Below are 13261 nucleotides of genomic sequence, written 5' to 3'. Positions count from 1 at the left end.
AATCACCACTCATCGGCACACCCAGCTGAAAACCGTCCCGGGGTACCGGGGTGAAATTACTCACCACCAGCATCCGCGAGCCGTCATCGCCAAGCCGTTCGTGTGCCATGACACTGAGATCGGCAGCGTCTTTTAATCGCCACTCAAACCCTGCCGGATCGCAGTCGAGRCGATGCAGTGCCGGCGTTGAGACATACAGGTGGTTCAGCGCTTTCACCCATGCTTGGATACCTTGATGGCGACCGTATTGTAGCCAATGCCATTCAAGCTGACTGTCATGGTTCCACTCTGCGGTCTGACCGATCTCCGCCCCCATAAAGTTAAGCTTTTTACCTGGCTGACCATACATATACCCAAGAAAGGCACGTAAGTTGGCGGTTTGCTGCCACTCGTCACCGGGCATTTTACCGATCAACGAACCTTTTCCATAAACCACTTCATCATGCGACAGTGGCAATACGTAATTCTCGCCAAACGCATAAACCAATGGAAATGTTAGCGTGTCGTGGTGATAGCATCGATACACCGACTCTTCACGGATATAACTGAGGCTGTCATGCATCCAGCCCATATTCCATTTGAACCCAAACCCAAGTCCGCCGGCATAAGTAGGTGCCGATACTCCCGGAAATGTCGTCGATTCCTCGGCAATGGTCATCGCATTTGGGAAATAATGATAAACAGACTCGTTCATCCACTTTAAGGTAGCGATGGCATCATAGTTCTCGTTGCCGCCATCCACGTTGGGGACCCATTGATCCTGCTCGCGCGAGTAATCGAGATACAGCATCGACGCGACGGCATCGACACGCAGGCCATCGATGTGAAACTGGTCAAGCCAATACAAGGCGTTATTCACCAAAAAGCGGCGCACATGCTCTTTACTCATATCGTAGAGATGACAATGCCAGTCGTTGTGCCAGCCACGTCGTGGGTCGGGGTCATGATATAGCGGAGTGCCATCGAAAAAGGCTAAACCGTGATCATCGGTAGGGAAATGCCCCGGCACCCAGTCAAGGATCACACCAATACCCGCTTGATGGCACTGGTCGACAAAATACTTAAAATCATCTGGCGAGCCATAGCGGCTGGTCGGCGCAAACAGGCCAACCGGCTGATAACCCCAGGAACCATAAAACGGATGCTCACTGACTGGCATTAGCTCCACATGGGTATAACCCATTTCTACCAAGTAAGGAACGAGACGGTCAGCAAGCTCACGATAGCCTGGGCACTGACCCGATGCATCTCGCTGCCAGGAGCCGAGGTGAAGCTCATAAAACGATAACGCTTGCGTGTGTTTTTCGGTGACGGGACGCGCTTGCCAGTGCTGGTCGTGCCATTGATAAGCATGTTGATCATAGGTCAGAGAGGCAAAGGACGGGTATTGCTCGGCATACGCCCCGTAAGGGTCGGCTTTGTGCGGTAAGCACTGTCCATCAGGCCCCGTTAGGGCGTATTTATAGCGCTGCTGCATGCTAAGGTGAGCAATAAACCCGACCCAAAAGCCATCTTCAATCGGCGTCATGTAGGCGGCGTCGGCTTGCCAATGGTTCCAATCACCTATCACGCTGACTGATTGTGCATGCGGGGCAAAAACCACAAACCGAACCCCCTCAACCGCTTTACCCGCGACGGGTAACGTCACCGGATGCGCGCCCATATACTGATGTGCAACGCTCGGGTTATATAAAGCAGCCATATCCATTGCAAAGTGATCAGGCTGAATAGATTGGGGCTGTATCGAATGGGAAGAATCTGGCACTGGAGGCTCCTTATACAAAAAAACGCTCCATCCTGTACGTGTTGGCTGGCACTGAGGATAGAGCGTTAGAGCATGGTATGGTGGTTACACCGTTTGGCGGCTCGCTTGCATACGCACCCGAGATAAATCTCTGGCAAGTTGGTTGAGGTCGTCTCGACTAAAAAGCGCCTCTAAACTGACCGAGAGTTTACGTCGCCAGTTAGGATACTCATCCACCGTGCCTGGGATGTTGACCGGTTTCTCCATTTCCAACCAATCTTCCAACTGGACACTTAACAGCGCCGATTGGCCGGCGGCAACATGCAATTGCAATGCGCGGCACAAGTGGCCATCCATCGGCACATAGCGCGCATCAGCCCCCACGCCATCCGGTAGCATGCCGTGCCAGCTTACACTGTCTAATATGCCTTGTTTGGCTTTTAAGCGATCATCAAACAATTGTTGGAGTTGCGCTTCATCTGGGTATAGGCCTAACTCTTGCCCCAGCTTTAAATCGTCGCAATGCCAAAAACCACGAATCGTTGGCATATCATGGGTGGCAAGCGTCGCCATCGCTTGCTCGGTGTAATGCGCCGGAGAAATAAAGCCACCGTCCTCTTCTGAGGTTTCAAAGAAGAATACCTTGTAGGAATGCACGCCCGCATCCGCAAGTAACGCGCCAATTTCATCGGGTACCGTCCCCAAGTCCTCACCAATCACACTGCACTGATGACGATGCGACTCAAGCGCTAAAATCGCGAGCATGTCTTTAACGGGATAGTACAAGTAAGCGCCCTCGGTAGCATTTTTCCCTTTAGGGATCCACCATAAGCGCAGCAAGCCCAGTACGTGATCGATACGCAACGCCCCACAATGACGCATGTTGGCACGTAGCAATTCGATGTAGGCATGGTAACCGGTGTGTTGCAGCGCTTGCGGATCAAATGGCGGCAAGCCCCAGTTTTGTCCCCGCGGTCCCAACACATCCGGCGGTGCACCAATGCTAGCATCCAACACTAACGGTGAATTATCCGACCAGGTTTCGCTTCCCGCCTCTGACACCCCAACAGCAAGATCACGGTACAAGCCCAGCGACATCCCCTGCTCTTCAGCAATGGCTTGTACCTCTTCCATTTGACCTTCGGCAATCCACTGTAGATACATGTACAGTTGAATGTCATCGCTATGCTGCTCGATAAATGCTTGCGTCGCCGCGTTTTCATAACGACGATATTTTTCAGGAAACACTGGCCAACCCCAGGCGTGAGGATCATCGGCCCGTAAATACTGGTGCAACGCATCAAACGTCGCTTGCTGTTTTAAGCTTTCTCCGCCTTTTTCAATAAAGTCTAAAAACGCACGGCCACGTCGTGTCTGTTGCAGTAGCTCGCGTTGCTTAAACTCTTGAAATAAAAGCGGTAGTACGGCCATCTTTAAGGCGGCGACTTCACTATAATCAACCCAATGCGTGTCGCGTACTGCTTGCAGGCGACGCTGGAATTCGGCACTGCCCACGAGTTGCTGGGCACGGGCGCTCAAACAAAACTCTCGAACGTTGCTCACATCAATATACAAAAGATTAAGCCAGCGGCGTGATGACGGACTATACGGGCTCGCGGCTTCTGGATTGGCAGGGAACAACGCATGAATAGGGTTAAGGCCAACAAAGTCAGCGCCGCGCGAGGCAAGCTCACTAACCAATTGTTTGAGATCGCCAAAATCACCGATACCCCAGTTATGAGGGGTACGTAATGTGTAGAGCTGAATACTCGGCCCCCACATTTTCTTGTGTTGATCCAATTCTGGCTGCTTATAACATTGGGTGGGCGCCATGATGAGTGTCATTTGATACGGGGCTTTGCGCCGTTTACGTATCACGGAAAGGCGGTGATAGCCCCACGGTAGGGAGCAAGGCAGGCTAAACACCAATGGGCCACCATTACTGCGCTCATCGCGAACGATTTGTGACTGTAAGTAACCTTCAAAGCATTCGCCCTGTTCGGTTTCCAAACGCCAACTAAAGTCACTTTCTCGCGCACTGGTACCTAAATGAAGCGCAATYTCAACCGGCTCATTCTCCTGCACCACCTGCACGGGGGCGAGCACATCCGCTTTGTGTTTTTTCTCCGCCGACGCCAATAACGCCTCGTCGTTTCGTGTGTCATAGCCAAGTGACGTTAGTAAGTCATGTAAGGTACTGTCCGGCACAGCCGCTTCTGAGCCCCATGCACTGATATAGCGATCAGCGAGGTTGGCCATTTGTGCGACTGTCTTCAATGCAGATTCTTTCATCGCTTTCTCCGAGGGGTCTGCCCCCTTCTTTTATTGGGCAATATTGTTGTCATTATTGTTAGGTGGCAAGGCTCATTCCTTGCCACCGATAAGGTTGTTAACCCGTTATATTGCAATTAGCGCTTAATCGCTTCTAACTGCCAAATGTTATTAACGTAATCGCGAATTGAGCGGTCTGAGCTAAACTTACCGACCAGCGCGGTGTTCAGAATCGCTTTACGTGCCCATTGCGACGCGTCACGGTAATCACGGTCAATGTCATTGTGTGCGCGCACGTAATCGGCAAAGTCAGCCAAACACAGGTACGGGTCGCCGCTACCCATCACGCTGTCAAACACAGGACGCAGGGCCCCTGGCTGACCTGGCGTGAACGTCTCATCCAGCAAACTATCCAAAGCGGCCTTCAATAGGGGCTGGCTGTGATAGACCGCTTCAGGCTGATAGCCTTTTTGGCGTAATTCGGTGACACCATCAACATCTAAGCCGAAGATATAGATATTATCGTCACCCACCTCTTCACGGATTTCCACGTTAGSGCCATCCATGGTGCCGATGGTAAGCGCGCCGTTGAGTGCCATTTTCATGTTACCCGTGCCAGACGCCTCTTTACCGGCCATAGAAATCTGCTCAGACACATCGGCAGCCGGAATAATGATTTCTGCCATGCTGACACGATAATCAGGAATGAAGACGACCTTGAGCTTGTCACCGACTCGTGGGTCATTATTAATGGTTTCAGCGACCTTATTAATCGCATAGATGATCGATTTTGCTAATTCATAGCCAGGCGCGGCTTTCGCGGCAAAAAAGACCACTCGTGGCGCCATGTCAAAGTCTGGCTCGTTAAGCAAGCGCTGATAGAGCGAAATCACATGCAATAGATTCAAGTGCTGACGCTTATATTCATGCAGACGCTTAATTTGTACATCAAAAATCGCATCGGTATTGAGGGTAATATCGAGATGCTCTTTGACCCATCCTGCCAAACGCTGCTTGTTGCGCTTTTTGACATCCATGAATGTCTTTTGAAACGCAGTATCATCGGCGTATTGAGCAATCCGCTCGAGTTGCTCTAATTGCGCTGGCCACTGCTCACCGATTTTTTCACTGATCAAGTTGGACAAGTCAGGGTTACAGAACTTCAACCAGCGACGCGGTGTGATGCCATTGGTCACATTTTGAATGCGGCCCGGATATAGCGCATCAAATTCTGGGAATAAATCACGCTTAACTAACTGAGAGTGCAACGCCGCAACGCCATTTACCGCATAAGAGCCAACCACACATAGATTCGCCATACGCACCATGCGCTCACCTTTGTCGTCAATCACTGACAACACCTGCTTTTTCGCCACATCGCCGGGCCACTTCGCTTCTACCTCTTGCATGAAGCGATGGTTAATCTCAAAAATGATCTCCATATGACGCGGCAGCAAGCGCGCAATCAATGCCTCACTCCAGGTTTCCAGCGCTTCGGGCAGTAAGGTGTGGTTGGTGTAAGCAAAAGTACGACTGGCGATTGACCACGCCTCATCCCAGCCCAGACGATAATCATCCAGCAATACGCGCATCAGCTCAGGAATCGCGATGGTGGGGTGGGTGTCGTTTAATTGAATGGTTTCATACTCTGGCAACGCCGCTAGAGCATGACCTGCCTCTAGGTGACGACGGAGGATATCTGCGACCGAGGCGGCACTGTGGAAGTACTGCTGCATCAAGCGCAGCGTCTTGCCCGAATCATGGTTATCGTTGGGGTAAAGGACTTTAGACAGGTTACCCGCATCAATATCTGCTTGCTGCGCATGGGTATACTCGCCCGCATTAAAAGCATCAAGCGCGAACGGTGTCAGTGCTCGACCTTCCCACAAACGCAATGGATAAACGGTGTTACTTTGGTAACCGACAATGGGTAAGTCCCAAGGCATTGCCTGGATTTTCAAGCTTGGCACCCATTGGCGATAGGTATGCCCTGCTTCTTCAACGACCTCAACATGACCATAAAAGCCGATAATTTGGGATAATTCAGGACGTACCAGTTCCCATGGGTAGCCTTCCGGTTCGCGCCATGCATCAGGAGCCTCTTGCTGCGCCCCTTCATGAAAAGACTGACGGAAAAGCCCATATTCATAATGTAATCCGTAACCCACTGCCGGATACTGCTGTGCCGCCAAAGAGTCCATAAAACAGGCCGCCAGACGTCCCAAGCCGCCATTACCCAGAGACGGATCACGCTCTTGTTCGAGTAAATCCGTTAACCCAAGCCCAAGCTCACTCACGGCATCGGCGATAGCATCGTACAAGCCCATGCTAATCAGGTTGTTCCCGGTTAAACGACCAATCAAAAACTCGAGGGATAAATAGTTAACACTTTTCGCTTGTTTAATAGCTTGATCGTGTTCAGTGGCCACCAAGTCACTCGTCGTGTGTTCGGCTAATGCGCGGCCAAGCGCGAGGTACCAATCACGCAGTTGAGCAGTATCTGGTGCGTGACCTAGCTGGGTTAAGTGTTGAACCATACTGATTTTAAACGCACTTTTATCAAACGCATGTTGCTGTTTTGGTGTCATGTCGTTGCTCTCGATAATGGAATGAAACCTTGATGGTTAGTCATCCTGCCCAACCCGAGCACGGCAAACATCCTCCCACGTCGTTCTCATCAAAGGAGGAGACCACAGGGCGTAGAGAGCCAGGTCACACATCAACAGTGAGCGGGCTCTCATCAAAATGAAGCACAGCCCACTGACTGGTGATCTTCATCACGCTATGAGACAAAAGCCTGTCTAAGCCGGCGATGAAAAAAACCGTCTAGCTTTTGGTGATTTTTGTGCGCTAGCGCAAATTAAACCCTGACAAACCAACATGAATGTGTACACCGACGATAAAAAAAGCCAAGAAAAAGGCAATTGAGTGACATTTATCACAATTATAAGGCGTAGTTGCACTAAATTAGGGCACCCGTTAAGAGATCAGGGATAGATCATAGTTTGTGTCTTTGAAGTTACATACACTGCAATCAGGACAGAGGTGCGCACCAAAGATGACGCACCGCATTTGTAGTGAAGGACAGTGTCTTATGTGGATCCCATCAAAGCTGACTCGGCCTGGACGGCTTTATAACGCGATATTGCGCCCGCGAGTGCTCGATATTTTACAACAAGCCCCCCACTATAAGCTGGTGCTGTTTCGCTCTCCGGCCGGTTATGGCAAAACCACCATGGCTGCCCAGTGGCTCGCCGATCAACCCAATGTCGGTTGGTTTAGCATTGATGACAGTGATAACGACAGCTTTCGCTTCATAAACTATTTATTACAAGCGTTGCACCAAGCCACCCAAGAAGGCTGCGCCAATACGATAAAACTGGCGGAAAAACGCCAATTCTCATCACTTCGTGCGCTCTTGTCTGATGTTTTTGCCGAACTGGCCGGGTTTCACGCCACCAGCTATTTGGTGCTGGACGACTATCAACTGGTTGATAACGAAGAAATCCATGAAGCGATGCGCTTTTTCATCAAGCACATGCCAGAGAACCTCACGTTAGTGGTGACGTCACGCGCTAACCCACCACTGGGCACCGCGAACTTACGCGTGCGAGACCTGATGATCGAGATAGGCAACGAGCTTCTCGCGTTCGATAACGAAGAGACAACCCGGTTTTTCAACCAACGTATCGACGATGGCGTCGATGAATCGACCGCGAATGCCTTATGTACCTACGTCGAAGGTTGGCCATCCGCGCTGCAACTGATCGCCATTCAAGCGCAGCACCAAAAACGCACGCTAATTCAAAGCGCCGCCTCGTGTGCAGAATTTAACCATGCCCATCTTTGGGACTATCTAGCGGAAGAAGTCTTCGACTTGCTTGACACGGAGACACGTCAGTTTCTGATGAAGGTCTCAGTGTTAGAAATGTTCAATGATGAACTGGTTTTCGCCTTGACCGAGCGAGAAGATGCGCTGGGTATGCTTGAGTCACTCAATCGCTATGGCTTGTTTATCTATCCGCTTGAGGGGGATAACAACTGGTTCCGGTTTCACCATTTATTCGCGGAGTTTTTGGCCCACGAGCGCCAAGCCAGGATCCCCCACCAGCAACAAACCTTGCATCGACACGCGGCACTGGCTTGGCTAAAGCTGCAGTCCCCTCATCAAGCCTTGCGCCACGCACGCTATGCCAAAGACGATGCGTTGCTGGCCGATATTCTCAATCAACACGGCTGGCGTATGTTCAATCGTGGCGAACTATCCACACTCGCATCCGCGATTATCAAGCTCAGTGATGAGCTTTTATACCAATACCCCAATTTGAGCTTACTGCGTGCTTGGTTAGCACAAAGCCAACACAGGTATCACGAAGTTGGCGAGTTATTGGCCAGTGCCGAAAAGGCGTATCAAGCCCGCGACATTCCACTGGATATTGATTACCAAGGCAATGCCAATGCCCTGCTTGCCCAAGTAGCCATTAATGCGAATGAGCCTGAGCAAGCGATGCAGCTGGCAGAAAAAGCACTCGAGCAACTCGATAGCGCCAATTACCGAGGACGTATTGTCGCGACTTCCGTGGTTGGCGAGGTGAATCATGTGCTCGGCGAACTGGATCGCGCTTTATCCATGATGCAACAAACGGAAAAGTTAGCGCGCCAGCATCAGGTATATCACCAAGCGCTGTGGGCCATTTTACAGCAAAGTGAAATTCTCCTGGCACAAGGCTATGTGCAAGCCGCGTTTGAGTTGCTCGACAGCGCCGATCAGCTCATTGAAGATCAGCAATTGCACCAAGTTCCTTTACATGAATTTGCTCTACGGCTTCGCGCCCAAATACTCTGGTGTTGGAACCGACTGGATGAAGCTGAAGCCTGTGCGTATAAGGGGCTACAGGTTTTGGAAAACCAACCGCCGAGCAAGCATTTGCATAGCTACTCTATGCTCGCGCGCGTGGCTGTTAGTCGCGGTGAGTTAGATAAAGCGGCCAAAAGCATTGAGCACATAGAGCACCTTCTACGAGAGTCTGTTTATCATGTTGATTGGACCGCTAACGCGTCACTCTCGCTATTGCTCTATTGGCACGCCAAAAACGAACTGACCAATATGGATGAGTGGTTACATCAAGCCGTTCGCCCCGCGACCGCCTGCAACCACTTTAGCCAGCTTCAGTGGCGAAACATTGCCCGCGCGCACCTGCATTTGGGTCAGTATGATCAAGCACGTCAAGCGGTCGATTTTCTGCGCCGCGAAGCGAACCGGGCCAACTTAGTGACGGATAAAAACCGCAATCTCATCGTCGAGGCCGTGCTCGCCAGTAAAGTGCAAGAGACGGAATACGCCAAAAGTCTCTTGCAAGATGCCCTGATCCTAACCAATCAAACCGGGATGATGGGTAACTTTTTAATCGAAGGTGATGCGCTCTCATCATTGCTGCACGCGTTGATTGAACAACATGCGCTCGGCGCATTAGAGCGCCACCGGGCACAGCAGCTATTAAAAGAAATCGCCAGCCATCAGCGCTCACGCTCCACCCACTTTGATGAAGCCTTTGTCGAAAAACTGGTCAAGCACCCTAACGTGCCAGAGCTGGTGCGAACCAGCTCCCTGACGCAACGCGAATGGCAAGTGCTCGGCTTGATTTATTCCGGGTTTAGTAACGAGCAAATTGCTCATGAACTGGATGTCGCCGGTACCACCATCAAAACCCATATCCGTAACCTTTACCAAAAGCTCAATATTGCTAACCGTAAAGAAGCGGTCGTCACCGCCGAAAACCTCCTTCAGCTTATGGGTAACTAGTCATCTATGCCTACGCCCCCAGACTTTTCGGGGGCGTAGTGGTCTTTCGCTCTCCCCCTACTTTTCGTGATACTTTACTGAATTTCATCATCTTTTCTGCCATAACACGCTGAGTTTTAACCCGATCACGCATGGTAGGTGTCGCCCTTCAGTATGCTGCGCCTCAGTATTGACACATGAGGAATAATCAATGAAGCGCACTCACTTTTTGCAACCGCTCGGCGCATCGGTTGCCATCGCGACTATCATGGTGAAGGTTGGAAGAAGTCGCCAACGATCGCCAGTTTGTCCAAGCCACCCAAGCAAACCTGGCCGGCACAGGTATTGGTTCGTTTTCTGACCGACTTCGTGATGCGGTTCGTGGCGGCGGTCCATTCGATGGCGGCGAGTACCTGCGTAAAAACCAAGGCTTTGGTAATGGTCAATGGGTCGCGCCCAATGATCTGCAACAGCAAAGCAACGGGGAAAGAGCCAGTGCCCTGCATAACGCCGATTTAGTCCGTTTGGGTATGGCGGGTAATTTAAAAGATTTTCAGTTACAAATTGCCAATGGAGATACGGTCCGAGGCGACGAGGTCGATTACAACGGTCAACCGGCTGGCTACGCACAAGATGCTTGGGAGATCCAAAACTATGTCTCCAAGCACGACAACCAAACCTTGTGGGATAACAATCAATACAAATTCCCTTACGCCATGCCGCTCGCGACACGCGTCCGTGCCCAGGCCGTGTCACTCTCCACTGCACTGTTGGGACAAGGGGTGCCTTTTATTCACATGGGCAGCGAGATGCTTCGTTCAAAATCCATGCAGCGTGACTCATATGATTCGGGCGATTGGTATAACCGCGTCGACTTTACCCAACAAACCACGCAGTGGGATCAAGGGCTGCCGCGTGAAGATAAAGACGGCTACACCTGGCCGATGATTGAAACCGTGATTGCCAACCACAACAACGAGGCCAAACCAACGCCACAGGCAATCAGCAACATGGACAGCTACTTTAATGAGCTGGTGGCGCTGCGTACGTCGTCAGGGCTGTTCAATCTGGGCCAAGGCAGCGTGATCAACCAACGTGTCAGCTTTCACAATACAGGCGCCTCACAAATTTCAGGGCTAATTGTGATGAAAATTGATAACAGTGGCAGTCTGCTCGACAGCACGATGGATGCAACGCGTGACGGGATTATCGTCGCGATCAATGCCTCAGGCGCGGCGGTCAATGACTTTGCCAACATCGACGCCACCGGCTATCAGCTTCACAGCTTGCAAGCCAATGCGGGCAACGGCTCGATAGCGTATAACCAACAGCCCGCTCAAGTGACCAACGGCAAACTCACTGTACCCGCTTGGTCCGTCGCCGTGTTCGAGAAACCTCAACAGCCTTAACCATCATTTGGGGGAGTCCGGCTCCCCCACTCCACTTGCCGCCCGGACATACAGGCTTAACGCCATCATCATCAACCTAGCCTTCCTTTAAAAAGCCGTTAAATACACGAGTTTTCTGGCCCGCGCTCGCGTTATTTATAGTGATATCAACGCTTGAATACGCTTTGACAGTATTTCCTCGTTTTTTGTGTTGCTATTGGCATAAACGCTGATCGGTTCACTCAACACCCGAGTACAGGATGTGATACGGTATTTCTCTCTAATTGGAACTGACATCACACTCATCAATAGTCACCGAGGAGTGTGAGCGGTCAATAAGGAATAAGTGAATGTTAAAAGATTTGGTCGTTGATGGACGTTATAAAAAAACACTGGATCAGTCGATACACGCTATCGTGACCATCGACGAAAAAAATGATGTTATCTATTTCAACGATGCTGCTGAATCGCTGTGGGGTTATCAACGCAATGAAGTATTAGGTCACAACGTCAAAATGCTGGTTCCAGAAGAAATTCGGGGCAGTCATGACGGGTTCATTAATCATCACCGTACGACCCAAGAAAATCGCATCGTCGGAACATCTCGCGATGTACAGTTAGAAAGAAAAGATAGAACTCGTGTATGGGTGAACATCTCGTTAAACCATATTAAACATGCTGGAAAATCTACTTACACCGCATTTGTTCACGATATCTCTTCACAAAAACAAGCTCAAGAGATTGTTCATCAAACCCTCGAGCAAGCTCTAGATGCAGTCGTGACTATCGATGGCCGTAACTGCATCACCTTTGCTAATAAATCTGCTGAGCAAATGTGGGGATACTCTCGGGACGAAATGCTAGGCCATAACGTAAAAATGTTGGTGCCTGAACAACACCGTCATGAGCATGATGAATTAGTCAATCGAAACCGAAGAACCGGTATCAACAAAATTGTGGGCTCCACCCGCGAAGTCCCTTTCGTACGTAAAAATGGTGAAAACCGTTGGGGAAGTTTCTCAATATCTAAAATAGAACTTGATGACGAGATTCAGTACACCGCGTTTGTCAAAGACGTCACAGAGGAAGTTGAGCGTCGGGAAGAATTCAAAATGCTGTCGATGGTAGCAAATGAGACAGATAACTCAGTCATCATTACCGATGCTGACGGCTATACCCGTTATGTTAACCAAGGGTTTGAAAAACTTACAGGTTATACAATGTCGGAAATGCGCGGCAAAAAACCAGGTACCATGCTTCAAGGGCCAGGAACTAACACCGAAACTGTCGCGAAAATCTCACAAAAACTAAAAAATCGCGAACCCTTTTACGACGAGCTCCTTAATTATAACAAACACGGTGATGCCTATTGGATATCTGTCTCTATCAATCCAATTTTTGATGATAACGGACAGTTATCTAGCTTTATTTCTATTCAAGCTGATATCACCGAAGCGAAACAACGATCACTTGAGGCAGAACGTCGATTTGATGCGATCAGTGTCAGCAACGGCATTATGCAGTGGAGTCTTGACGGTACACCTGATTCGTTTAATTCGTACATGCTTGACCACTTACGCGCAGAAACATCGTCGAACTCAGAAATTCTAAGCAACAACCTCAAGAATAAGCTCGGAGAACCGACATTTAGCGATGTGCTCTCGGGTAAACAAATAAAAGAAGTACTGCCGTTTACAGCTGCAGACGGAAGCGAACGCCGTTTCGATACTGTCGTCGCCCCCATTTTTGACTCCGAAGGGAACCCTGTGTACCTCGTCTCCTACGGTATTGATGTGACCAATAGAGCCCAAGCTGTTGATGTAACGGAGAAGGAAATGACAAAAGTCGAAGCATCTAGCAGCGAAATACAACAAATTATTGGTGTAATAAACGGCATCGCCGAACAGACAAACTTACTTGCGCTCAACGCAGCTATTGAAGCAGCTCGGGCCGGTGAGTCGGGCCGAGGTTTTGCCGTGGTCGCCGATGAAGTACGACAATTGGCACAACGCTCTGGAGAGTCTGCAGCCGAAATTCGTCGCCTTGTCGATCAAACGAATGAACGCGTGAGGGCAC

The 13261-nt window shown here is 50.2% G+C and carries 3 protein-coding genes and 3 pseudogenes; 3 read left to right on the top strand and 3 right to left on the bottom strand.

From position 1 onward, the window contains the following. From glgB to BZG13_RS10940, 3 genes and pseudogenes are all read right to left on the bottom strand, one after another. Nucleotides 1-1666 (bottom strand): annotated as a pseudogene (gene glgB / locus BZG13_RS10950) (1,4-alpha-glucan branching protein GlgB); the annotation flags it as partial. A 183-nt stretch (nucleotides 1667-1849) separates the two neighbouring features. Then, nucleotides 1850-4036: a 4-alpha-glucanotransferase gene (gene malQ / locus BZG13_RS10945; RefSeq protein WP_077486647.1), complete on the bottom strand. Its 2187-nt coding sequence runs from the start codon at nucleotides 4034-4036 to the stop codon at nucleotides 1850-1852. Between the two features lie 116 nt (nucleotides 4037-4152). Further along, nucleotides 4153-6603 carry a glycogen/starch/alpha-glucan phosphorylase gene (locus BZG13_RS10940; protein WP_077486646.1) on the bottom strand — a complete coding sequence of 817 codons (2451 nt, stop codon included), beginning with the start codon at nucleotides 6601-6603 and terminating at the stop codon, nucleotides 4153-4155. A gap of 506 nt (nucleotides 6604-7109) precedes the next feature. On the opposite strand from BZG13_RS10940, the gene malT reads away from it, so the two are divergent. The 3 genes and pseudogenes from malT to BZG13_RS15590 all read left to right on the top strand — a co-directional run. Further along, complete coding sequence (malT, locus tag BZG13_RS10935; RefSeq protein ID WP_077486645.1) at nucleotides 7110-9818, top strand: HTH-type transcriptional regulator MalT; 2709 nt, start codon at nucleotides 7110-7112, stop codon at nucleotides 9816-9818. Between the two features lie 210 nt (nucleotides 9819-10028). After that, a pseudogene (locus BZG13_RS10930) lies at nucleotides 10029-11206 on the top strand (alpha-1,6-glucosidase domain-containing protein); the annotation flags it as partial. A gap of 329 nt (nucleotides 11207-11535) precedes the next feature. Beyond that, nucleotides 11536-13215: pseudogene (locus tag BZG13_RS15590) on the top strand (PAS domain S-box protein); the annotation flags it as partial. Between the last annotated feature and the right edge of the window lie 46 nt (nucleotides 13216-13261).

The organism is Salinivibrio sp. ML323 (genome assembly GCF_001995745.1).
GTDB classification, from domain to species: domain Bacteria; phylum Pseudomonadota; class Gammaproteobacteria; order Enterobacterales; family Vibrionaceae; genus Salinivibrio; species Salinivibrio kushneri.
Note: the sequence above shows the minus strand (reverse complement) of the source record. Positions and strands in the feature narration are given on the sequence as shown.